24 protein-coding genes are annotated in these 25,736 nt (G+C 34.3%); 22 read left to right on the top strand and 2 right to left on the bottom strand.

All coding sequences use genetic code 11. From position 1 onward, the window contains the following. The first annotated feature begins 2 nt into the window (after positions 1 to 2). The 11 genes from GMA11_RS04800 (at position 3) to GMA11_RS04750 (ending at position 14,690) form a co-directional block, all read left to right on the top strand. Complete coding sequence (locus tag GMA11_RS04800) at positions 3 to 4,814, top strand: discoidin domain-containing protein (protein WP_163546088.1); 4,812 nt, start codon at positions 3 to 5, stop codon at positions 4,812 to 4,814. Positions 4,815 to 4,959: 145 nt separating this feature from the next. After that, positions 4,960 to 5,370, top strand: coding sequence for an OsmC family protein (locus GMA11_RS04795; protein ID WP_163546087.1), 411 nt, complete (start codon positions 4,960 to 4,962; stop codon positions 5,368 to 5,370). Between the two features lie 124 nt (positions 5,371 to 5,494). Continuing rightward, positions 5,495 to 5,821, top strand: a complete 327-nt coding sequence (locus tag GMA11_RS04790) for a hypothetical protein (RefSeq protein ID WP_163546086.1) — start codon at positions 5,495 to 5,497, stop codon at positions 5,819 to 5,821. Then, positions 5,808 to 7,724, top strand: coding sequence for a V-type ATP synthase subunit I (locus tag GMA11_RS04785; protein WP_163546085.1), 1,917 nt, complete (start codon positions 5,808 to 5,810; stop codon positions 7,722 to 7,724). Before GMA11_RS04790 ends, GMA11_RS04785 begins: the two co-directional genes overlap by 14 nt. A gap of 1 nt (position 7,725) precedes the next feature. Next, positions 7,726 to 8,196: a V-type ATP synthase subunit K gene (locus GMA11_RS04780; RefSeq protein ID WP_163546084.1), complete on the top strand. Its 471-nt coding sequence runs from the start codon at positions 7,726 to 7,728 to the stop codon at positions 8,194 to 8,196. Between the two features lie 11 nt (positions 8,197 to 8,207). Next, positions 8,208 to 8,771, top strand: coding sequence for a hypothetical protein (locus tag GMA11_RS04775; RefSeq protein ID WP_163546083.1), 564 nt, complete (start codon positions 8,208 to 8,210; stop codon positions 8,769 to 8,771). A 16-nt stretch (positions 8,772 to 8,787) separates the two neighbouring features. Further along, on the top strand, positions 8,788 to 9,774 hold the full coding sequence (locus tag GMA11_RS04770; RefSeq protein WP_163546082.1) for a V-type ATPase subunit: 987 nt from the start codon (positions 8,788 to 8,790) through the stop codon (positions 9,772 to 9,774). Next, positions 9,764 to 10,075 (top strand): V-type ATP synthase subunit F, encoded by a 312-nt coding sequence (locus tag GMA11_RS04765; RefSeq protein ID WP_163546081.1) that lies wholly within the window; start codon positions 9,764 to 9,766, stop codon positions 10,073 to 10,075. The genes GMA11_RS04770 and GMA11_RS04765 overlap by 11 nt, the downstream gene beginning before the upstream one ends. Positions 10,076 to 10,908: 833 nt before the next feature. After that, a complete protein-coding gene (locus tag GMA11_RS04760) occupies positions 10,909 to 12,693 on the top strand; it encodes a V-type ATP synthase subunit A (protein WP_163546080.1) in 1,785 nt (594 codons plus the stop codon). Then, positions 12,686 to 14,059, top strand: a complete 1,374-nt coding sequence (locus GMA11_RS04755; protein WP_163546079.1) for a V-type ATP synthase subunit B — start codon at positions 12,686 to 12,688, stop codon at positions 14,057 to 14,059. The genes GMA11_RS04760 and GMA11_RS04755 overlap by 8 nt, the downstream gene beginning before the upstream one ends. Positions 14,060 to 14,063: 4 nt before the next feature. After that, positions 14,064 to 14,690, top strand: a complete 627-nt coding sequence (locus GMA11_RS04750; protein WP_163546078.1) for a V-type ATP synthase subunit D — start codon at positions 14,064 to 14,066, stop codon at positions 14,688 to 14,690. 67 nt (positions 14,691 to 14,757) lie between these two features. Here the strand turns inward: GMA11_RS04750 and GMA11_RS04745 are convergent, their stop codons facing one another. Next, positions 14,758 to 15,021 carry a type II toxin-antitoxin system RelE/ParE family toxin gene (locus tag GMA11_RS04745; protein WP_163546077.1) on the bottom strand — a complete coding sequence of 88 codons (264 nt, stop codon included), beginning with the start codon at positions 15,019 to 15,021 and terminating at the stop codon, positions 14,758 to 14,760. Continuing rightward, on the bottom strand, positions 15,021 to 15,245 hold the full coding sequence (relB, locus tag GMA11_RS04740) for a type II toxin-antitoxin system RelB family antitoxin (RefSeq protein ID WP_163546076.1): 225 nt from the start codon (positions 15,243 to 15,245) through the stop codon (positions 15,021 to 15,023). Before relB ends, GMA11_RS04745 begins: the two co-directional genes overlap by 1 nt. Before the next feature lie 180 nt (positions 15,246 to 15,425). Between relB and gmk the strand changes: the two genes are divergently transcribed. The 11 genes from gmk to GMA11_RS04685 form a co-directional block, all read left to right on the top strand. Further along, a complete protein-coding gene (gene gmk / locus GMA11_RS04735) occupies positions 15,426 to 16,031 on the top strand; it encodes a guanylate kinase (protein ID WP_163546075.1) in 606 nt (201 codons plus the stop codon). A 17-nt stretch (positions 16,032 to 16,048) separates the two neighbouring features. Continuing rightward, complete coding sequence (gene rpoZ / locus GMA11_RS04730) at positions 16,049 to 16,264, top strand: DNA-directed RNA polymerase subunit omega (protein WP_163546074.1); 216 nt, start codon at positions 16,049 to 16,051, stop codon at positions 16,262 to 16,264. Positions 16,265 to 16,374: 110 nt separating this feature from the next. Next, positions 16,375 to 17,682, top strand: coding sequence for a GTPase ObgE (gene obgE / locus GMA11_RS04725; protein ID WP_163546073.1), 1,308 nt, complete (start codon positions 16,375 to 16,377; stop codon positions 17,680 to 17,682). A gap of 29 nt (positions 17,683 to 17,711) precedes the next feature. Further along, complete coding sequence (gene rnz, locus GMA11_RS04720; protein WP_163546072.1) at positions 17,712 to 18,644, top strand: ribonuclease Z; 933 nt, start codon at positions 17,712 to 17,714, stop codon at positions 18,642 to 18,644. Next, a complete protein-coding gene (locus GMA11_RS04715) occupies positions 18,637 to 19,404 on the top strand; it encodes an SDR family oxidoreductase (RefSeq protein WP_163546071.1) in 768 nt (255 codons plus the stop codon). The genes rnz and GMA11_RS04715 overlap by 8 nt, the downstream gene beginning before the upstream one ends. 59 nt (positions 19,405 to 19,463) lie before the next feature. Next, on the top strand, positions 19,464 to 19,907 hold the full coding sequence (locus GMA11_RS04710) for a hypothetical protein (RefSeq protein WP_163546070.1): 444 nt from the start codon (positions 19,464 to 19,466) through the stop codon (positions 19,905 to 19,907). Positions 19,908 to 20,224: 317 nt separating this feature from the next. Further along, positions 20,225 to 21,331 carry a BMP family protein gene (locus GMA11_RS04705; protein ID WP_163546069.1) on the top strand — a complete coding sequence of 369 codons (1,107 nt, stop codon included), beginning with the start codon at positions 20,225 to 20,227 and terminating at the stop codon, positions 21,329 to 21,331. Positions 21,332 to 21,420: 89 nt separating this feature from the next. After that, entirely contained in the window at positions 21,421 to 22,977 is a 1,557-nt protein-coding gene (locus GMA11_RS04700) for an ABC transporter ATP-binding protein (RefSeq protein WP_163546068.1), read from the top strand. After that, positions 22,970 to 24,037: an ABC transporter permease gene (locus tag GMA11_RS04695; RefSeq protein WP_163546067.1), complete on the top strand. Its 1,068-nt coding sequence runs from the start codon at positions 22,970 to 22,972 to the stop codon at positions 24,035 to 24,037. The genes GMA11_RS04700 and GMA11_RS04695 overlap by 8 nt, the downstream gene beginning before the upstream one ends. A gap of 4 nt (positions 24,038 to 24,041) precedes the next feature. Continuing rightward, entirely contained in the window at positions 24,042 to 25,001 is a 960-nt protein-coding gene (locus GMA11_RS04690; RefSeq protein ID WP_163546066.1) for an ABC transporter permease, read from the top strand. Between the two features lie 119 nt (positions 25,002 to 25,120). Then, positions 25,121 to 25,736: helix-turn-helix domain-containing protein (locus GMA11_RS04685; protein WP_163546065.1), on the top strand; the 616-nt coding region annotated here is incomplete at its 3' end.

The raw sequence follows: 25,736 nt of genomic DNA, 5'->3' as shown, positions 1-25,736 counted from the left end.
ATATGCAAATGAAAAAAGGTTTAAGCATTTTGTCTATGGTAGCATTTTTAGTCGGGATTAGTGGTTATCACGCTATGGCAACAGAAACAATCACACAAAAAGTTAATATTGCACTAAATGCACAGGCGACGACAAATGATTCAGAAACAAACTATTGGGGTGCTGATAAAGCTGTTGACGGTATTATCAATAGAGAAGAAAGCGTCAAGGCTAATCAATCTCGTTGGTCAACAAATAGAGGGACAACAGATAAAATATTAACAGTTGATTTAGGTCAAGAAAGAGCATTTCAAGAATGTCGTATCGCTTGGGAAAGACAAAATGTAAAAGGATTTCGTATCGAAGCATCTCATAACGGAACAGATTATACACCGGTTTATGAAAAAAACGATGATACTTATGTTGAATTAGACACAACTGTTCGATTAAATACAGAGCAAACAGCACGCTATGTACGATTGGTTGTGACCAATTATGACGGAGGAGAAATAAATTGGGCGTCTGTTTCTGCGTACGAATTTCAAGTGATTTCAGAAATGACATTGCCGAATTTAGCATTACACAAAGACGCTACATCAAATGGAAATGAAGCTAATAGTTTAGCAGCAAATAAAGCAACAGACGGTAATGTGGATACAAGATGGGCGAGTACCGTTGGACAAAACCAAAAATGGTTACAAGTCGATTTAGGTGACGTCAAAACAGTAGGTTCAGTCGTGTTAGAATGGGAGCGTAAAAATGCTCAAGATTACACAATACTTGTTTCTGAAAATGGACAAGATTGGACAGAAGCCAAACATATTACAACGGCACCAGACTCCTTTAGAGAAACGATAAATTTGGATCAAAAACATCAAGCACGCTATATTAAAGTTCAAATCAATCAATTCAATCCAAGTGCTCCAAATCGAACAAGTGATTCACCAATTAACTGGGCAACTGTTTCGATTATGGAACTAGAGGCATATAGTGAACGTATTATACCTGAAAAACAAGTAACACTTCAAGATGTTGCCAACGGCTTACAAATACCCGACATTACTTCAGACATGACAACGTGGACATTACCAGAAGTACCAAATGGATATACAGTTTCCTTTATTGGTGCAGATTTGGAACAAGTTATTGACAGAGATTTAACGATACACAAACCATTAGTTGATACACCTGTTGTGGTAAACTACAAAATCTCTAATGGTACAGACAGTATTGAAACAGCAGCTATTCCTGTTACGGTACCGGGACAATATACAGTTGAAGAAACAGATAATGCAAAACCGACTGTTGTTCCTGCGATTGCAGAATGGAAAGGTCACACAGGTGAGTTTTCTGTAACGGATAGCACGCGTATTGTTGTAAATCCTACTGATAGACAAGCCTTACAAGAGGTTGTGAATAGTTTTAAAGAAAGTTATACAGAATTGACTGGCAAACCTATTGATATTGTGGAAGGGACAGATACCCAAGCAGGAGATATTTATTTTTCTTTAAATCCACAAAATAGTGGCTTAAAAGAAGAAGGCTATTTCATGAATATTGATGATGCTATTCGTGTAGAAGCTAGCCATGTCAAAGGTGCTTTTTGGTCTACACAAACGCTTTTACAACTTTTGAAACAATCTACACAAATACCAAAAGGACTTGCTAGAGATTATCCAAAATACGCTGTTCGTGGATTTGTATTAGATGTTGGTCGTAAAATGATTAGTATGGAGCATTTAAGAAATACATTAAAACTTATGGCTTGGTACAAAATGAATGACTTACACGTGCATTTAAATGATAATTTCATCAATGTCGAACGTTACCAAACAACAGATAACCCTTACGGTGCGTATTCAGCATTCCGTTTAGAGTCTAATATTAAAGAAGGCGGTAATAACGGGCTGAATAAACAAGACTTAACGAGTAAAGATTTATTCTATACAAAAGCAGAGTTTAAAGCGTTTATCCAAGAAGCAAAACGCAAAGGTATACAAGTTGTTCCAGAATTTGATACACCTGCCCATGCCTTAGCTTTTACAAAAGTAAGACCTGATTTAACAATGACCAATCATGCCGTTAGACGTTGGGTAGACCATTTAGAAGTAAGCAATCCGGCTGCTTTACAATTCGTAAAAGATGTTTGGAATGAATATTTAGACGGAGATAATGCCACATTTGGAGATACAGACGTGATACATGTTGGGGTAGATGAATTTGAAGGAAATAACGAAAGTTTTAGAAAATTCACAGACGATTTACTTGCCTTTGCACATGAAAAACATAAAACACCAAGATTATGGGGTAGTTTAACAGCCAAATCAGGACAAACACCTGTTCGTTCTGAAAATGTTCAAATGAATATTTGGAATACAGGCTGGGCAAATCCTAGTGCGATGTATAAAGCAGGCTATCAACTTATCAACACATTAGACGGCCCTTTATATATTGTTCCGGGTGCAGGCTATTATAATGACTTCTTAAATACACAAAACTTATATCAAACATGGGAACCAAATAAAATGGGTTCTGTTACCATTCCAGCAGGATCTGAGCAAATGTTAGGTGGTGCCTTTGCGATTTGGAATGATAAAATTGACTTAGAAGCGAACGGTATTACAGAATACGATGTCTATAAACGTTTCCAAGCAGCTTTACCAACGCTTGCTACAAAATTGTGGGGAAACAGAGATATTGGCAATTACAATACCTTTACACAAGCACTTACACAAATAGGCGAGCCTGCAAACCATAATCCGTATTATGATGTTGCATCAAAAACAGATACGATTGAAAAATATACATTCAATAAACAAAATTTAAATGATACATCAGGAAATGCGTATCATGGAACAGATGCAGAAAATGTGGAGTACGCAGACGGCAAAAAAGGAAAAGCTTTAAAATTAAATGGTGGTACAAGTTACTTTAATACACCAATTCAACATATCGGTCCAAACAATGTTGTGTCATTTTGGGTAAAAGTAAACCCTGATGCAGAAGGTGAACAAATTGTATTAGAATCTGATAAAGTAGCCATAAAAGCAGTTCAAAAAGAAACTGGTAAAATGGGTATTTCACTTGAAGGATATGATCATTCATTCGAGTATACCTTACCAAAAAATGAATGGGTACATGTCATGATAAAAGGATACCAAAACAAAACGGAACTTTATGTAAATGATGTGTTAACAGATACTTTAGGAAGAGGACAAACTGGCAATAAATTTGCGACACTTGTTGTTCCTGCTTCAAGAGTAGGTAGTAAAACACATGCTTTAAACGGTTTATTAGATGATTTAATTATTTCAAAAGCAACACCTGAAGAAGATGATCCGATTGATCCAACGAACTTTACGGTGTCTTCTGATAATGAAAATGAAGACGGACGTATTCAAAATGCATTTGACAATGATTTAAATACCATTTGGCATACAAAATGGAGTCCAGCTAAACAAGACTTACCAGCAACTATTTTAATAGATATGCAAAAAGAAATAGAGATTGATAAACTTGGTTATGTAGCTAGACAAAATGGTACAAACGGTGATATTAAACACTTTAGATTATCTGTGAAAACAAATGAATCTGATGACTATACAACTATATACGAAGGTAGATTTAGTCCAGATAAAGCAAAACAATTTGCCTCATTTGCACCTTCTCTTGCACGATATATCAAACTTGAAGTATTAGAGGGTGAAGCTGGATTTGGTTCAGCAGCTGAATTTTCTTTATACGAGCATGATATGAAAAAAGTGCTACGTGACTTAGTTGCAGATGTTAATGATAGTTATGTACAAGAAGATTATACTGATTTATCTTGGCAAGACCTAATGGCACGTAAACAAGAAGCACAAACTGTATTAGATGATGAGCAGGCAACAAGAGAACAAATTGATGCAGCAGTTGAGGCGTTAAACACGGCTGTTAATCATCTTATCTTAAAAGATGAAAGCCCAACAGAACAACCAACGCCACCTGCGACAACATCAACGACATCAACAACATCAGATAGTACAACTACAGAAACGACAACGACTCAAAGTACTGAAAGTAGTCAAACGACAACTCAAACAACAACGACCCAAACGACTACTCAAACAACAACAGAAACAACAACGCAAAGCACAACCACTCAAACAACGACGACAACAGAAACAAGCCGTCCAAATGATGAAACGACAACGACCCGTCCAGCTGGTGAGGTGACCACAAGTACAACGACTCAAACAACACAAAGTGAAAGTCCTGTCACAACAATAACAAGTCAAGATGTCACAACATCACAATCTGGACAAAGTACGCAACCAACCTCAACGACAACACGCCGTACGAGAGTAGTACGTCCGTTGCCAAGTGAGTTTGACAAAGGGAAACAAAATGAACATGTGTTGATTGATGAAAAAACAGGTATTCAAGCCATTAATCTTCAATATGATAGAGCAAAACATGTTTTAGTCGTAAAAGAAAGAGAAGCTATCCCTGCTTTAAGTTCTCAACCACATATTGCTTATGACATATATGTATTCAACAAAAAAACACAACAAATTGAACAGATTACTGGAGAAACAAAAGTCTTTGTCCCAACGCGTCATCACATTCAAAAAGTACATTATATTAAAGATAATCAAGTGAAAGAAGATGTACCTTTTGAAGATGTATCAGGCGGTATTGTTTTCTATACAACGCATTTCTCTGTTTATGCTCTTGTATATGATAAACACGATTTACCAAATACAGGAACAAGTCATGACTTTGTATGGCAAACAATTGGTTTGATGCTATGTTTAAGTGCTAGTGTTTATCTATTACGTAAAAAAACAAAATAGTTTAATGTCATAAAAAAGAGGTGAATCTACATTTTTGTAGGTTTGCCTTTTTTTATTCTCATAATAGAGAATTTCATAGTGTTTTCCTATGCTTTCACACTTTTTTAAAGTACAATAGAATAAGAACATAGAATAGGAGTAGAATATGTTATATACAACAACAGCAACGAATACGGACGGTATTAACGGATTAGTTTCTCTATCTGATTTCCCTGAAAAAATAAAAGTGTCACACCCACTTGACAATGACTTGGGGTTTAATCCAGAACAGTTGATAGCTCTGTCTTGGTCAACATGTTTAAATGCTACAATACAATCTTTATTGACAGCACGAGGGTATGCACATATAAAATCTAAAGTAGATGTGACTGTTGATTTACACAGAGAATCAAATGGTGTTGGTTTTTTCTTTGATATAAAAGCCGTTGCAACGATTTGGACATTACCACTTGATATAGCTACTGATATTGTTGAATCGGCACATCAACGATGTCCTGTATCCAAGTTAATCAAAGATGCAAAAACCGTTCAATTAAGTGTTCAAATTGCTGAATGAACATTAAAAAATTCTCATTTTAACTCTGTTTCTTCCTATTTATAACACATCATATACATAGGGGATAACAGTCTAGGAAATGTAAAAAGAGAATGTTATAATGCACGTAATGGAGGTGTAGGATATGAGTAATCTTTCAGAACAAGCAATTCAAAGTGTCGAAAATGACGTTGCAAGTTTAGTGTCTGAATACAAAGTGAAAATGGAAGATATATCTCGTGATATTGATGCTAAGATTTTTGATTTTAAAGAAAGCATTGAACAAGAGATTTCTGATTATCAGCAACATGTTTCAGCACACTATCAAGAAAAACTAACACAAAAACGCATTGAAACAGAAAAAGAAATAGAACAAGAGATACATGAGTTGCAAGAAAAAATTCATCATCATAAAGACATGTTCGTACAACGTATTTTAGAGGAGGTTCAAACACGCTATGGCAGTATCTAAAATGCAAAAATGGACCATTTTAGTTGAAGATGAATATCGGTCTTTACTGTTAAAAACAGTACAAGAATTACAACATTTTGAACCTATTGATACAAATTTTGTCACAAAAACAGTAAATGATGACGAACATCAATACGAACAACTTTTAACACATATTCGTCATGCTCAATCAGTATTAGGGCCATTTGTGCCTAAAAAAATAAAAAAGACACGTTTTTCACTTACATTATCTGAACTTGAACAACAAATGGTTGATGTAGACAAACGAGATATTTTGACACAAGTACTAAACATTGATGAAAAAGAAAAATTGTTACAAAAGCAAATGTGGGATAACAAAGATAAGCATGACTTATTAAAAAAATGGCAATCTTTGCCATTATTGCCTAAGGACATGAGAAAATTAACGTATTTACATACATTTGTTGGTGTTATTCCACAAACAAAAACAAATGATTTTTTAGATACACTATTACATCATGAGCATTTATTTGTTGATGTGTTGTATCGTGATACGCATGATATTGGTCTGATTGCCTATATTGATAAAACGTTGGTGAATGAAGCGAATGATGTATTATCAAGTGTGCAATTTGAAAAATTTGATTATCCATTTGAACAATTACCAAAAGATATGTTGATAGAAACAGAACTTTTACAAGAAGCAATAAATGAAAAACGGTATCGACTGATTGCGGAAAAAGAAGCATTAAGTCAATTTTATACTGATTTATTACTGTTAGAAGAATATACCTATACAAAATATTTATGCCAAAAAGCATCTGCTTATTTTTCGACAAGTCAACATATTAGTGGATTAACTGGCTGGATTTCAGAAGAAAAAAGTTCTATACTTCAATCTCTTATAGCCAAAACATTGCCCCAAGGAGCGTATGTTTTTTTAGAAAATACAGAAAATGTAGACGAAAAAGAGATTCCTATTGTGTTAAAAAATCATCCTTTAGTCGAACCATTTGAATTATTGACAGAAATGTACAGTGTTCCAAAATATTCAGAAATTGACCCTACACCATTACTAGCACCATTTTACGCTGTCTTTTTTGGTATGATGGTGGCAGATATTGGCTATGGATTAGTGATGTTTTTAGGTACACTATATGCTTTAATAAAACTTTCTTTACCTAAATCAACGAAAAAAAATATTAAATTATTTCATATTTTGTCGTATCCAACGATGTTGTGGGGACTGATTTTTGGGTCATTTTTCGGACTAGAATTACCATTTCATCTTTTATCGGCGTCATCAGATCCTATTACGATATTGATCATATCCGTTGTATTTGGTGTTATTCAACTGATTTTTGGTCTTTTAGTAAACACACGTACTCAATTAAAAGCAAAACAATATAGTGCTGCTTTTTCTGATGGATTGTGTTGGGTAGGGTTACTCCTTGGTTTAGTGATGTATGCATTAAGTCAAACGACATCACTGACATGGTTAGCAACAATCGGACAGTATACTTTGTTAATAAATGCTATTGGGATTGTTTTGAGTACAGCTTTAGGAACAAAAAATAAAATTTTAGGTATCGGTTCAGGTGTTTATAAATTATATGGAGCAAGTAGCTATATTGGTGATTTATCAAGTTATACACGTTTAATGGCACTTTGTGCTGCCGGAGCAAGTATCGGTTCAGCGTTTAATTTAATTATTTCGTTACTACCAGTTCCTGCTCGTTTTACAATCGGCATTGTTTTGTTTGTTTTACTACATGCCCTTAACTTTGGGCTATCCTTATTAGGTGCTTATGTACATGGCATACGTTTACAGTTTGTCGAATTTTTTGGAAAATTTTATGAAGGTGGCGGTCGTGCCATTAAACCTTTAAAAACCTATGAAAAATATAATGATTTAAAAGAAAGATATTCGGAGGAAAAATAATATGGACGCATTTTTAACATTTATGCAATCACAAGCGGGAAGTTTTACATTAGCATGTTTAGGGATTGCTTTAGCTATCATTTTTAGTGGGACAGGATCTGCTAAAGGTGTTGGGATGACAGGTGAAGCTGCTGCAGCTTTATCAAAAGAACAACCAGAAAAATTCGGTAAATCAATGGTATTACAGTTATTACCCGGTACGCAAGGATTTTATGGATTTGTTATTGGTTTAATGATTTATTTCAGATTAGGAACACTTACTTACGATTCAGCATTTAAATTATTGATTGCAGGTGCTGTTGTTGGCTTTACCGGTTTAACATCTGCTATTGCTCAAGGACGTGTGGCAACTGCTGGTATTCAAATTTTAGCAAAAAATGAAGAACATTTCATGAAAGGTGCTATTTATGCCGGAATGGTTGAAATGTACGCTATTTTAGGATTTGTTATTGCTATGTTTTTAGTAATATAAATTGGTGCAATATGATGAATGATATAAAACAATTTACACAGCATATCTTACAGAGAAAAGAAAAAGAATTATTAAAACAGTTATCAGAGCATCAAGTATCAGAAAATAATCGCTTTGAGAAAGAACATGATATGTATGTATCAAAAAAAGACAAAGCAATGCAAGAGATTGATGCAAAAGAAACACTTGCTTATAGCATAGAGGAACAAAAAATCATCAATCATAAACGAAATATGATTTTAAAAGCAAAACAAGAGGCGTTACTATCTTTATTTGAAGAAGCCGAAAATGTTATGGCTAATTGGTCATCTACACACTATCAGCAATTTTTTGATAGCGTCATTCAAACACTTGATTCAACAAAACAATATCGATTATCTTTAGGAGAACGTGTAGCACATGATTTTGTATTACCTGATTTTATTAAAAAATCAGATGAAACAATCAAAAATGCATATGGTTTTGTATTAGAATCGGAAGGCATTGTCTATAATTATTTATCTCATCAACTATTATCTGATTTAAAACAAGATTATGTAGGACAGTTAGCTACATTACTAGATGATAAAAAATAGAGTAGGGGGAGATAGGATGAATGATACAGTATACGCAAGTTTAAATACTTTTGTTCGTATAAAAGAAAATCAATTATTGTCTAAGGAAACCTTCGATACTTTATTAAAAGCTCAATCGTTGAATCATGCATTCAATCAATTAAAATCAACGATTTATAGTGAATTAACAGAACAGTTTGAAGAACAGTTAATGTCAATTTTAACGGATACGTATGCTCAGTTAAAACAAGAAACACCTAAACAAGAAGTGCTTGACGTGTTTACATTGGTATATACGTACCACAATTTAAAAATTTTGTTAAAAACCCATATTGCCAATATGTCGTTAATGCCATTGTTAATACCTATTGGGCGTTATGAAAAAGATGCTTTAGAGCAATTGGCAAAAACAGGTACGTCAGATGTATTACCAAAAATAATGGTAGACGAAGTGTATCATGCGATTGCTCATTACAAAGAATACGGACAAATTCAAGCTTTGGATATTTTAATGGATAGAGCTTACTTTATTCATTTAAAACATATTGTTGATGATTTGGAACAACCTGAAGTCAAAAAAATTGTAACGGCTTGGGCGGATTTATACAATTTGAATTGTGTATTAAGAACACTTCATAAAAAAGTGAGCCGTAGTTTTTTGCTGTCGATTTTATCTCAAACAGGTAGTATGGATATAAACATCATTGTCGAGTTAGCGATGAGTAATCGATTAAGTGACTTATTTGCTATGTATCGTGAAAAAGATTTTTCGACTGTTTTACCAGATATTTTTTCAGTCGATACGTGTTCATCTATTGATGTCGAAAAAGCAAGAGATAGTATTGCACATTACTATTTATCAAATGCACCTTATCAAGCATTTGGTATGTTACCTGTTTTATCTTATATGTATTACAAAGAAATGGAAATTAAAAATTTACGTCTAATTCTAACAGGAAAAGATAATGACATGGACGAAGCCGTGTTAAAAGAAAGGATGCGACCAATCTATTATGGCTTATAAAATTGCAGTAGTTGGTGATAAAGATTCTATTATGCCGTTTAAAATGATTGGTTTTGATACATTCTTTTGCAGACAACCACAAGAAGCTAGAGAAACCATTCAAACATTGGCCAATCAACATTACGGCATTATCTATGTAACAGAACAAATTGCGCAAATAATTCCAGAAGTTATTGCTTATTACCGAAACAAATCTATCCCAGCAGTTATTTTAATACCGAATTACAAAGGCAGCTTAAACATCGGATTAAACAATATACAAGAAAACGTAGAAAAAGCTATCGGACAGAATATCTTGTAGCCGTAGGAAGCAACGCTGACGTACGGATACAAGATGGGACGGAGCGAGACAAAAATGCATTTTGAAAAAATGCAACCGTCGAGTGAGTACCAAACCACAGAAAGCCGTAGGAAGCAACGCTGACGTACGGATACAAGATGGGACGGAGCGAGACAAAAATGCATTTTGAAAAAATGCAACCGTCGAGTGAGTACCAAACCATAGAAAGCCGTAGGAAGCAACGCTGACGTACGGATACAAGATGGGACGGACGAGTGCAACAAAAAAATCTCGAAGAGATTTAACAAGCACTCGGAGTACCAAACCATAGAAAGCCGTAGGAAGCAACGCTGAGGAAGCTACGGAGCAAAGCTCCCTAGTACGATATTCGTAACTAGCAAAGCTAGAACGACTGTCGCAATGGGACGGACGAGTGCAACAAAAAAATCTCGAAGAGATTTAACAAGCACTCGGAGTACCAAACCACAGAAAGCCGTAGGAAGCAACGCTAAGTAAGCTATGGAGCAAGGCTCCCTAGTACGATATTCGTAACTAGCGACGCTAGAACGACTATCGCAATGGGACGGACGAGTGTAACAAAAAAATCTCGAAGAGATTTAACAAGCACTCGGAGTACCAAACCGTAGAAAGCCGTAGGAAGCAACGCTAAGGAAGCTACGGAGCAAAGCTCCCTAGTACGATATTCGTAACTAGCAAAGCTAGAACGACTATCGCAATGGGACGGAGCGAAACAAAAATGTAAGGAAATCACGGAGCGAAACTCCCTGATACGACATTCGTAAAACAGCAAAGCTGTAACGACTGTCGCTATTAAGAAAGAAAGGACTAATGTTGTGAAATCAGGAACAATTATAAAAGTGTCAGGGCCATTAGTCATGGCGTCTGGTATGGAAGATGCAAATATCCAAGATATTTGTAAAGTAGGACATATTGGATTGATTGGCGAGATTATTGAAATGAGAAAAGACGTTGCTTCTATCCAAGTTTATGAAGAAACGTCAGGAATAGGTCCGGGTGAACCTGTTGAAACAACAGGAGAGGCATTATCTGTTGAATTAGGACCTGGAATATTGTCACAAATGTTTGACGGTATTCAACGTCCTTTAGATACATATCATGAAAAAACACAAAGTGATTTTTTACTTCGTGGTGTAGACATTAAACCATTAAGTCGTGAAAAGAAATGGGTCTTTTCACCTAGTGTATCTGTTGGAGATACTGTTGAATCAGGAGATATTATCGGAACGGTTCAAGAAACAGAAGTGATTGAACATCGTATTATGGTTCCATATGGGAAAAAGGGTGTTATCACATCTGTTGAATCAGGAGAAGTTACATTAAACGATACAGTGTACACATTACGAACAGAAAAAGGGATTGAAAGTTTTACAATGTTACAAAAATGGCCTGTTCGACGTGGTAGACCATTTAAACGTAAAATGAATCCAAATGAACCGATGTTAACTGGACAACGTGTCATAGATACATTTTTCCCTGTTACAAAAGGAGGAGGAGCAGCCGTTCCAGGACCTTTTGGAGCAGGAAAAACAGTTGTACAGCACCAAATCGCCAAATGGGCAAATGTTGATATTGTCGTTTATGTTGGATGTGGTGAACGTGGAAATGAAATGACAGACGTTTTGAATGAATTCCCAGAATTGATTGACCCAAATACAGAAAAGTCTATTATGAATCGTACTATTTTGATTGCCAATACATCTAATATGCCTGTGGCAGCACGTGAAGCATCCATTTATACAGGTATTACCATTGCAGAATATTTTAGAGATATGGGGTATAATGTAGCGATTATGGCAGACTCAACATCACGTTGGGCAGAAGCATTGCGTGAAATGTCGGGACGATTAGAAGAAATGCCCGGAGATGAAGGGTATCCTGCTTATTTAGGTAGCCGTATTGCCGAATACTATGAACGTGCAGGGAAAGTCGTGACGTTAGGTGGAAAAGAACGTATAGGTTCCGTCACAGCGATTGGTGCCGTGTCACCTCCTGGAGGAGATATTTCTGAACCGGTCACCCAAAATACATTACGTATCGTGAAAGTCTTTTGGGGATTAGATGCCTTACTAGCACAAAAACGACATTTTCCGTCAATGAACTGGTTAACATCTTATTCACTATATTTGGATGAAGTTGGGCATTATTTAGACAGTGCATTATCATTAAATTGGTCAGAGCACGTTATACATGCCATGAAAGTATTGCAAGAAGAATCAGAGTTGGAAGAAATTGTAAGGTTGGTTGGATTAGATTCATTAGCAGACAAAGATAAAATTACTATGTTAATTGCTCGTATGATTAGAGAAGACTATCTACAACAAAATGCTTTTGATGAAGTAGACACATTTACTTCTTATAGAAAGCAAGCAACTATGCTAGATTTAATCATTACATTTGAAAAAGAAGCACGTAAAGCATTGTCATTAGGTGCCTACTACGATGAAATTGTAGATGGCACGGTACACGTTCGTGATAGAATTGCACGTGCAAAATATGTACCAGAAACTGAACTAAAGACACTACATGTATTAAAAGAAAATATTCCACAAACACTACAAGACGTAATGGCTAAAGGAGGTATGACAGAGCGTGATTAAAGAATATAAAACAGTTAGCGAAGTCGTAGGACCTTTAATGGCTGTTGAACACGTAGAAGGTGTTAAATTTGATGAATTAGTAGATATTCAGCTACAAGATGGCACTGTTAGACGTGGACAAGTCTTAGAAGTACACTATGACAAAGCGTTAGTCCAGTTATTCGACAGTCCAAGTGGTATTAACTTGCGAGATACAAAAGTTAGATTTAAAGGAAAACCATTAGAACTTGCTGTATCAGAAGATATGGTTGGCCGTATTTTTGATGGAATGGGTCAAGTGAAAGATGGTGGTCCAAATATTATTCCTGAAAAATTTTTAGATATTAACGGACAAGCAATTAATCCGATTTGCCGTGATTATCCGGATGAATTTATTCAAACAGGAATTTCGTCTATTGACCACTTAAATACACTAGTACGTGGACAAAAATTACCCGTCTTTTCCGGATCGGGTTTGCCTCATAAAGAACTTGCCGCACAAATCGCTCGTCAAGCGACTGTCCTAAATTCCGATGAAAAATTTGCGGTAGTTTTTGCTGCTATGGGTATTACTTTTGAAGAAGCAGAATACTTTATGGAAGATTTTAGAAAAACAGGTGCTATTGAGCGTTCTGTTATGTTTATCAATTTAGCCAATGACCCTGCTATTGAACGTATTGCAACACCAAAAATGGCATTAACAGCAGCAGAATATTTAGCTTTTGAAAAAGATATGCACGTATTAGTTATCATGACAGATATGACCAATTATTGTGAAGCATTACGTGAAGTGTCTGCTGCACGCCGTGAAGTACCTGGACGAAGAGGGTATCCTGGTTATTTGTATACTAATTTATCCACTTTATACGAAAGAGCAGGACGCCTTATTGGAAAAAAAGGTTCTGTTACCCAAATTCCAATTTTAACAATGCCTGAAGACGATATTACACACCCAATTCCAGACTTGACGGGATATATTACAGAGGGACAGATTATTTTATCAAGAGATTTATACAATGCAGGTATAAAACCTCCAATCAATGTTTTACCGTCTTTATCACGTTTAAAAGATAAAGGAACCGGAGAAGGAAAAACAAGAGAAGATCATGCCGCAACAATGAACCAATTATTTGCTGCCTATGCTCAAGGAAAACAAGTAAAAGAGTTAGCTGTTGTATTAGGTGAATCAGCTTTATCTAAAACGGATAAATTATACGTTGAATTTACAACACGTTTTGAGGAAGAATATGTCAATCAAGGATTTTATAAAAACCGTTCTATTTTTGATACACTAGCACTTGGTTGGGAATTACTATCTATTTTACCTAGAACAGAGTTAAAACGTATTAAAGATAATATGTTAGATAAGTATCTTTCCGAGGAGTGATGACATGACACGTTTAAACGTTAAACCAACCCGTATGGAATTGTCTGTCTTGAAAAAAAGATTAAAAACATCTACTCGTGGACATAAATTATTAAAAGATAAACAAGATGAACTTATGCGTCGTTTTATCCTTCTCATCAAAGAAAATCATACATTAAGACAAGATGTTGAAATGCGTTTAACAAAGGGAATGCAATCTTTTGTTTTAGCTAAATCATTATTACACGAAGCTTTTATTGAAGAAGCGTTTGCTTTACCAACACAAGAAGTATCCTTACAAATAGATGAGCAAAATATTATGAGCGTTACAGTACCTAAGTTACATGTACAATTTCCTGAAGATGTTCATCAAAAAAATACATTTCAATATGGTTTATTAAACTCAAATAGTGATATGGATAAAGCGATTGATGAGTTAACAGATACAACAAAAGCATTATTACGTTTAACAGAAGTTGAAAAAACATGTCAGCTACTCGCAGATGAAATCGAAAAGACACGCCGTCGTGTAAATGCATTAGAACATTTAATTATTCCACAACTTGAAGAAACTATTGCATATATTCAAATGAAACTTGAAGAAAATGAACGTAGTAATATCATTCGTATGATGAAAGTAAAAGATAAATAAAAAGTCACCAGGTACTTTTTAGTGCCTGATGACTTTTTATTTAATAAGTTGATACTAAACGGATAACTCAATGATAAATATCTTTTCTATGTCCAAATTCAAGTGCTAAAATAATCAAAGTATTTTCTTGAATATCACAAATCAATCGATAATATCCAATACGATAGCGCCATTCCCGTGACTTATCTCCAGTTAAACCTTTCCCGTGTTGTCTAGGATTATTTGTACCTTCTAAATGCTTATCAATCCATGCAAATAAAAGTCGTTGAATCTGTCTATCTATTTTTTTGATTTGATTTTGTGCTTTTTTTGAATAGTGAATATGATACATTATTCAAATCCTAATTCTTTCTTGAAATTAGCATGTGATAATGTTTCAGAGTTTTCCAAATATTCTTGGAATGATTGTTTATATAATTTTAAATCATATTCATCTTCAATCACTGTTTCTAAAGCTCTCTTAAACAAGCTAGACAAACTTTGTCCTTGAATTTGTGCATAATTTTTAAAAAATGTTTCCTCTTCTTTATTTAATCGAACGGTAATTGTACTCATGTTATCTCCTTTGTATATGTGTTACATTGTAACACATTATTTTTAGGAATATCAATTTTCTTATTCTAGTTACGCCGAACAAGAAATAAAATATCTTAATATTTTTATGAAAACAATAGATAACTTTGCTAATTTATGTTATATTAGAAAGAAGATTATAATATTAGGTGGAAATAAAATATGGCAGAACGTGGATTGTTGATTGTTCTTTCTGGACCGTCAGGTGTTGGAAAAGGAACTGTTCGACAAAAAATATTTGAACAAACTCAAAACGATGCACTGATTTACTCTATTTCAGCGACAACAAGACAGTGTCGTGAGGGAGAAGTAGACGGTGTTGATTATTTATTTAGAACAAAAGAAGAGTTTGAACAAATGATTAAAGATGGCAAAATGTTAGAATATGCCGAATACGTTGGGAACTATTATGGGACTCCCGTTGATTATGTAGAAGAAATGTTAGAAAAAGGCAAAGATGTCTTTTTAGAAATAGAAGTCAATGGTGCTATACAAGTAAGAAGTAAAATGCCAGAAGGTGTATTTATTTTTCTAACACCACCTGATTTAGAAGAGTTAGAACGACGTTTAATTGGTAGAGGAACAGACGATGCTCCTATTATTGAAAAACGTATTAAAAAAGCAAAAGAAGAACTTGCTTTAATGAAACATTATGATTATGCTGTTATCAACGATGATGTTCAATCAGCTGTTGATAAAGTGAAAGCAATTATTCAAAGTGAACATTTAAAAGTGACTCGTGTTTTTGACGAGTGGCATAGTAAATAAGTAGGAGGCAAATCATTATGATGTTATATCCATCTATTGATAAATTATTAGATAAAATTGATTCAAAATACTCACTAGTTATCGTTTCTAGTAAACGAGCTCATGAACTAGACCGTCATGAAGACGGTGCTTTAGAAGATTACGATTCATATAAAAATGTAGGTCGTGCTTTAGAAGAAGTTGTAGCAGGTGAGTTAACGATTGACCCGCTGACAACACCAGAAGAAGTTTAATAGTCTTAAAAGTAGCGAGGAAACGATTCTGTTATACTCGCTTTCTTTTTGTGAATTTTTAAAAAATATGCTAGAGTAATAGTGCGTATATAAGGTAGAGGAGGAATACAATGTCCATGTTTTTAGATTATGCAAAAGTCTTTGTAAAAGCTGGAAAAGGCGGAGACGGTATGGTGGCGTTTCGTCGTGAAAAATATGTTCCAGACGGTGGACCAGCTGGTGGAGATGGTGGAAATGGCGGTAGTGTTATTTTTCGTGTCGACGAAGGACTTAGAACATTGATGGATTTTAGATATAATCGTATTTTTAAAGGTAAAAATGGCGAAAATGGAATGAGTAAAAGCATGTTTGGTAAAGGTGCAAAAGATACTTATGTCAATGTTCCAGCGGGAACCATTGTTAGAAATGCACAAACAAATACTGTCATTGCAGATATGACTGAAAAAAATCAAGAAGTTGTCATTGCCAAAGGTGGACGTGGTGGACGTGGAAATAAACGTTTTGCAACACATAAAAATCCTGCTCCAGAAGTTGCTGAAAATGGTGAACCAGGAGAAGAATTAGAAGTTATTTTAGAGTTAAAAGTGCTAGCTGATGTTGGGTTGGTAGGTTTTCCATCAGTTGGGAAATCGACTTTATTATCTGTTGTAAGTAGTGCTAAACCTAAAATAGCCGAATATCATTTTACGACAATTGTACCAAACTTAGGTATGGTCAGTGTTCCACACACATCAGAACAATTTGTTATGGCAGATTTACCCGGATTGATTGAGGGAGCTTCATCTGGGGTTGGGTTAGGTATTCAATTTTTAAAACATATTGAACGTACACGTGTTATTTTACATGTGATTGATATGGCAAGTATTGAAGGAAGAGATCCTTTTGATGATTATGAAAAGATTAACCATGAGCTGTCTACTTATCAATTACGTTTATTAGAACGTCCAACAATTATCGTGGCAAATAAAATGGATATGCCACAAGCACAAGAAAATTTAATCGTCTTTAAACAAAAACTAAATGAAATATATCCTGATAAGCAGATTGATATTGTGGAAATTTCTGCATGGCAATCAAAAGGTGTTGAGGAATTATTACTTAAAACATACAGCTTATTAGAAGAAACAGATCCATTCCCATTATTTGAAGATGAGGTTGTACTTGAAGAAAATATTGTTTATACATTGGAACAAGAACAACCGTTTACGATTACACGAGATGATGACGCAATCTGGGTATTAAGTGGAGAAAAATTAGAAAAATTATTTGATATGACTAATTTTTCACATGATGAAAGTATTATGCGTTTTGCACGTCAGTTGAGAAGTATGGGGATTGATGAAGCATTACGTGAAAAAGGTGCAGTAAGTGGAGATACCGTACGTATTAAATCTTTTGAGTTTGAGTTTGTCGATTAAGGTCATACAGTTAGAAAGGAGTTGGTCATATGTATTTACAGTTTTTAGGAACTGGTGCAGGCGTCCCTTCAAAAAATAGAAATGTATCATCTATCGCTTTAAAAATGTTAGATGAACGAAATGAAGTATGGTTATTTGATTGTGGAGAAGCTACCCAACATACTATTTTACATACGAGTATTCGTCCTAGAAAAATTACTAAAATATTTGTTACACATTTACATGGAGATCACATTTATGGATTACCTGGATTATTAAGTAGTCGTGCGTTTCAAGGAGGAGAAGAATCTTTAACGATTTATGGACCAGTCGGTATTAAAGATTTTGTCTTAACCTCTTTAAAAATTTCACATTGTCATTTGAAGTATCCATTACATTTTGTTGAGCTCGAGCAAGAAGGAGTTGCTTATCAAGATGATAAAATTGCTGTAAAGTATATGACATTACAACATGGAATACAGTCTTATGGCTATCGTGTTATTGAAGCTGATTATCCTGGTGAATTACAAATTGAGAAATTGAAACAGTACAATATTCCTAATGGGCCTATTTTTGGTCGTATTAAAAAAGGTGAAATTGTAACATTAGAGGACGGTACAGTGATCAATGGTAAGGACTTTATTGGTGAGCAAAAAAAAGGAAGAGAAGTCGTTATTTTTGGAGATACACGTTTTGTGTCATCCCATATTTCATTTTGTCAACATGCTGATGTTTTAGTACATGAATCGACATTTGGAAAAGGCGAAGAAAAATTAGCTCATAATTATTTCCATGCCACTTGTCAACAGGCAGCAGAAATTGCTGTAAAAGCAAATGTAAAACAACTTTATTTAACACATATTAGTTCAAGATATTTAGGACAAGATGTTAAAAAACTTCAAAAAGATGCACAAGCCATTTTTGCAAATACAAAAGTTGTCCATGATTTATTAGAAATTGAGGTGCCTTTTAATCATGACTAGAACGATTTTATTAACAGGAGCAACTGGTGGATTAGGACAGGCGCTGGTTGAAGAATTAACACAAGAACCAACACATTTTATACTAGTTGGTCGAAAAGAACCAATATTAAAAGAATTAAAAGATACGTTTACAAGTGATACAGTAACTGTTGATTACATTGTTTGTGATTTATCGAAAGAACAAGATAGACAAATGTGTTTAAATGCGTTACCAGAACAAATTGACATCATCATTCATAATGCGGGTTATGGTATTTTTGAAGAAGCTCATTTATTTACAGATAATACAGTAGAGCATATGTTTTCTGTAAATATTTTGTCACCGATTGTATTGACGAATGCTTTATTACCTAAATTATATAAACAAGGTAAAGGACATATTATTTTTGTCGCTTCTCAAGCGAGTAAAATGGCAACACCCAAGTCATCTATTTATTCAGCAACGAAATTTGGACTAAGAGGATATGCGAATGCTCTTCGATTAGAAGCAAAAAAACATGGTATTTTTGTGACGACGGTTAATCCCGGACCTATTGATACAGGATTTTTTGATATTGCGGATAAAACAGGACAATATCAAAAAGCAGTAGCAAATACCATGCTCACAGCAAAAGATGTTGCTCGGAAGATAAGTCGAAGAATTTTTAGACCTACACGAGAAATCAATTTACCATTTAGTATGGCGGTAGCAGCGGTTCTTTATGAAGTATTGCCAACAGTGTCGGATAGATTAGTTTTGAAATTGTTCAATAAAAAATGACAATCATTTCAATTTATTATATAATAAATTGAACAATAAAAACGATGAAGGAGTTTATTATGGCTAAAGAAATGACACATTTAAAATTTTATTTTAGAAATGGTGAAACTTGGACAGTCGAAAGAAGAACGATTGGAGATTTATGGATTAAACAAATCACAACAAGTTTTGGACGTATTGGCGAAAGTGATTTCCAAAAAATTCATCCATGTGGTTCTTTTAGAATTGAAGTATATCCAGAAGCTGATCATGTTAACACAAAAGATATCAATCTTGGCGGATTAGAACAAGGTATGTTTGGACGTGTACGTACATATCAAGATATTGAAAAAATGGATATTGTATTTGATACAAATGATGCAGACACTGTTTATTTCCCTTATAAAGCATTAGATGAAGATGGTATGGATAATAAATATCAATCATCAGTAGTTGCATCTAACGGACATTTATACATTGTTGTAGATTCTGAAAAAACAGTAAAAGATATTTATCATGTATAAAAAGAAAGGTGAGGTTTTTAACCTTGCCTTTTTGTATTTATAAAATTGTATTTTTTAATAACTGATTTTATCTTTCTTACGATTGATAAAACTGATAGTTGGTATAATTATGGCTTTTTTTATAAAATATAGACCAAAAAAAATTAATTGTTCGTTTTTTTGAAAAAATAACTTTATTTTTCATGTTTTTTTCATTTTAAAATACAATTTATTGTCTGAAACCGTAAAAAAAGAATAAAATTTGTTTTATTTTTCGTGTTTATATGTTAAAATAGAATTGTTCTTATGGAACATCATATCGAGGAGGGTATTTATATATGTCAAAAAGAAAAGTTTTAGGATTGGTTACAATGAGTGCAGCTGCGGTCTTATTATTAGCAGCATGTGGTAATAAATCTGCTTCTAATTCAATGGAGAAAACAACTGCTGGTGAAAAAGCAGCGAAAAAATTCTCAATTGTTATGGTAACTGACTCTGGTGGTGTTGACGATAAATCATTTAACCAAAGTGCTTGGACAGCAATGCAAGCATGGGGTAAAGAACATGGTCGTGAAAAAGGCGCAGAAGGTTATAACTACATTCAATCTTCTGGTGAAAAAGACTATGCAACAAACTTTAAAAAAGCTGTATCAGCAAAATATGATTTAATTTTTGCGGTAGGTTTCACTTTACAAGAAGCAGCAAATAAAGCAACAGAAGAAAACAAAGATAGTCATTTTGTTACAGTTGATAGTGTAATTAAAGATCAATATACAAATGGTGCATCTATCTTATTTGCTGAAAATGAATCTGCATACTTAGCAGGTATTGCTGCAGCTAAAACAACAAAAACAAATCACATTGGATATATCGGTGGTGTGAAAACAGAAACTTTAATTCGTTTTGAAGCTGGATTTGTTGCTGGTGCAAAATCTGTTAACAAAGATATTACAATTGATAGACAATACGTTGGTTCATTCCAAGATGCAGGAACTGGTAAAACAATCGCTAACACAATGTTTGCTAATGGTGCAGACGTTATCTACGGAGCTGCTGGAGCATCAGGTTTAGGTGTGTTTACTGCTGCAACTGATTTAATGCAAGCTGACGATTCTAAACAATTATGGGTTATCGGTGTTGACTTAGACCAACATGAACAAGGTAAATACAAAACAAAATCAGGCGAAGAAAAATCTGTTACTTTAACATCAACATTGAAAAAAGTTGGTGAAGCTGTTGTGAAATTTGCAGAAGCAACAGAAAAAGACGGATTCAAGAGTGGTTTAACACGCTATACTTTAGCTGACGGTGGTGTAGATTTAACAGACGGTCAATTAAGTGCTGATGTTAAAGATGCAGTGAAAAAAGCTAAACAAGATATCATTGATGGCAAAGTAAAAGCACCTGCTACTGAAGCAGAATTAGATGAATTTTTAAAAAAATAATCTTATATAAATAATAGTAACACCCACTCAATATTGTGTGTTGAGTGGGTCTTTTTATAAAAGGTGAAAAGTTGAAAGGAATGACATAAATGTCCGAATCAAACTATGTTATTGAGATGCGAAACATAACAAAGAAGTTTGGTGATTTCACAGCCAATAAAAATATTAACTTAAAAGTTAAAAAAGGTGAAATCCATGCTTTATTAGGTGAAAATGGTGCGGGTAAATCGACACTTATGAATATGTTATGTGGATTATTACAACCAACAAGCGGAGAAATCCTCATCAATGGTGAAACTGTTAAAATTACCTCTCCAACAAAAGCAACAAAATTAAAAATCGGTATGGTGCATCAGCATTTCATGTTGGTAAAAAAATTCACAGTAACAGAAAATATTATTTTAGGAACTGAGCCAACACAAGCCGGTGTTGTGAATATAAAAAAAGCACGTGAAGAAATTTTGGCATTATCAAAACAATATAATTTAGATATCAATCCAGACGCTCTTGTAAGAGATATTACAGTAGGTATGGAACAACGTGTTGAAATTTTAAAAACATTGTACCGTGGTGCAGATATTTTGATTTTTGATGAGCCGACCGCTGTTTTGACACCTCAAGAGATTGATGAACTGATTAAAATTATTAAAGGTTTAGCAGCAGAGGGAAAATCTGTTGTTATCATTACGCATAAATTAGATGAAATTCGTGCCGTGGCAGATAAATGTACTGTTATTCGTCGTGGAGAACATATTGATACTGTTGATGTGGATAAAGTGTCTTCTCAAGAATTGGCAGATATGATGGTAGGGCGTGCTGTTTCCTTTAAAACAGATAAAGCACCTGCTAACCCACAACACCCTGTTTTAGAAATTAAAAATTTACATGTTAATGAATCTCGTGGCTTACCAATCGTGAAAGGTGTTGACTTAACAATTCACGCTGGAGAAGTTGTCGGTATTGCAGGTGTTGACGGTAATGGACAAACAGAACTTATTCAAGCTATTGCTGGATTAACAAAATCAACACAAGGAACCGTAATGTTGAATGGTAAAGATATTACAAATCACACACCAAGACAAATTACGGAAACTGGTTTAGGTCATATTCCAGAAGATAGACATAAACACGGATTAGTATTGGACATGACGGTAGAAGAAAATATTATTCTTCAAACTTATTATCAAAAACCATTTAGTAAACGTGGTTTTTTAAACGATAAAATTATTTCAACGTACGCTATGCACTTAATCAATGAGTTTGACGTACGTACACCTAGTGAAAAAGTGAATGCATCTGCTTTATCTGGAGGAAATCAACAAAAAGCAATTATTGCACGTGAAATTGATAGAAACCCGGACTTATTGATTGCAGCACAACCAACTCGTGGATTAGACGTTGGTGCAATCGAATTTATTCATAAACGTTTGATTAGTCAACGTACACATGGCAAAGCAGTGTTGTTAATGAGTTTTGAATTAGATGAAATTATGAACGTTGCAGATAGAATTGCTGTTATGTATGACGGTAGAATTGTAGCGATTGTAAAACCAGAAGAAACCACTGTAAGAGAATTAGGATTGTTGATTGCAGGTTCATCTGTTGAAAAAGCAGACAAAGAAGTAGGAGGAGGTTCTCATGAATAGTCATAAAAAATTTCAAAACCTACTTGTACCATTTTTATCCGTTTTACTAGGTTTGGTATTTGGTGCAATTATTATTGCATTGATTGGAAAAGATCCTATTGAAGCTTATCAATATCTATTTGGAGGAGCATTAGGTACATCTTATGGAATAGGACAAACATTACGTTCTATGGCTCCACTTATTTTAACAGCATTAGGATTTTCTGTTGCTTATAAAGCAGGATTCTTTAATATTGGATTGTCTGGACAAGCATTAGCTGGTTGGTTGACATCTGTTTGGGTTGCCTTATCATTCCCAACATTACCTCAATATATGCTATTGCCACTATGTATTGTAACAGGTATGATTGCTGGCGCTGTATGGGCTGGTATTGCTGGTATTTTAAAAGCTTATTTCAATGCTAGTGAAGTGATAACAACTATTATGTTAAACTATGTTATTTTATACGTAAATGACTTCTTAATTCGTAATGTAATGACAAACCCAGCAGCTGATAAAACAAACACCATTCCGCAAGCGGCAAGTTTACGTTGGGATGTCTTAACAGAATTAACGGATAATTCAACAGTTCATTTAGGTATCATTATTTCTGTTTTCATGGCACTTTTGGTACATATTATGTTAAAACGTACAACATTAGGATTAGAATTACGTGCTGTTGGATTAAACCCATTTGCTGCTGAATATGCAGGTATGAATGCAAAGAAAAATATTATTCGTGCGATGTTTATTAGTGGATGTCTTGCAGGTCTTGCAGGTGTTATGGAGGGCTTAGGGCAATTTGAAAACATCTTCTTACAAAATGGTGTTTCTCCTGCGATTGGATTTACAGGTATGTCCGTTTCCTTATTGGCATTAGGGAATCCACTAGGTATTATTTTATCAGCAGCATTATTCGGTATTTTTGAATCAGGAAGTTCAGAAATGTCTTTAATGACAAATGTACCTGCTGAATTAGTAACTGTTATTACAGCTATTATTATTTTCTTCGTTGGTGCAAACTATATTATTCGTTTTATACTTGATAAAATAAAATGGAAACAAAGCGAGGAGGCATAATAATATGACTATTACACAAATATTGACATTGATTGTTGGATCTACTTTATTGTATGCGTCACCTCTAATTTTTACAGCTTTAGGTGGAACATTCTCCGAACGTAGCGGTGTTGTGAACGTTGGATTAGAAGGAATTATGGTTGTTGGCTCTTTTGCTTCTATTGTCTTTAATTTAGAGTGTGCTGAATCATTCGGTGCAGCTACGCCGTGGATTGGACTATTAGTCGGAGGAATAGCAGGATTATTATTTGCGATTATTCATGCTATTGCTACAGTAAATTTAAGAGCCGATCACGTTATTTCTGGAACAGTCTTAAACTTAATTGCACCAGCATTATGTGTTGTGCTAACAAGACTTTTATATGAAGATAAAGGACAAACAGATATTATCACAGAATCATTTGGATTATTTTCATTCCCGATTTTAGAAGATATACCTGTTATCGGACCTATTTTCTTTAAAAATACGTATGTCGTTGCCTATATTGCTATTTTAGTAGCATGTGTTTCTTGGTTTATTTTATTTAAAACAAGATTTGGTTTACGACTAAGAGCAGTAGGGGAGTATCCACAAGCTGCAGATACATTAGGTATTCATGTATCCTCTATGAAATACTATGCTGTTTTACTTTCTGGTTTTTTAGGAGGTATTGGCGGTGCTGTTGTATCACAATCTATCACAAGAAACTTTTCGGCAGCAACTATTGCTGGACAAGGATTTATGGCAATGGCAGCCATGATTTTCGGTAAGTGGAATCCAATTGGTGCTATGTTTTCATCACTATTCTTTGGCTTAGCACAAAGTTTAAGTATTGTAGGAACAGCTATTCCAGTCATTTCAGATATTCCGTCTATTTATTTGAAAATCACACCATACATTGTTACTATCATTGTATTAGTGTTATTCATTGGTAAATCTGAAGCACCTGCCGCAATCGGAAAAAATTATATTAAATCGAAATAATAAAGGCTGTATAATTTTTAGGGTTGATGGCATAAGCCACCAACCCTAATTTTATGTAGACAAAAAGGCAATTTTCTCTTAAATTAAAAGTACGACCAAATAATAAGGAGAAATTTCCTATGTCTAATATAACAGAAATCTTACTACAATTAAAGGATAAAAACATCACATTTGATCATGAAAACATATCAGAATATGTCATTCGACATAAAAAATCATTAGTCTTATACGGTAAATTAACCTATACACCAGATTGTTGCCCAAATTGTCACGCAACCAATGGCATTGTAAAAAATGGAACACGTCAATCACGACTGTCTTTATGCCAAATTTCAGGACTAAACGCCTATTTATCACTCACTAAACAACGTTTTTATTGTAAATCCTGTCAATCATCATTTACAGCTGAAACACCTATTGTGGATAAGTATTGTTTTATCACGAACCGTTTAAAACAAAAGATAATGGACACTTTAGCAGAAACCATTTCAGAAACGTACATCGCTAAACAACACAATGTATCTGTACATACGGTCAGACGTATTGTAGATAAAGTCTCATCTACTTTAAAAGTAAATCACAACACGCAATTACCTCAACACCTATGTTTTGATGAATTCAAGTCAGTAAAATCTTCTGATAGTGCCATGAGTTTTATCTATTGTGATGCACTGACTCATCAACTGATTGACGTTGTACACGACCGTAAATCCAGCACGCTATTAGACTACTTTG

The sequence above is a fragment of the Granulicatella sp. zg-ZJ genome, assembly GCF_010892355.1.
GTDB lineage: Bacteria > Bacillota > Bacilli > Lactobacillales > Aerococcaceae > WM01.
Note: the sequence above shows the minus strand (reverse complement) of the source record. Positions and strands in the feature narration are given on the sequence as shown.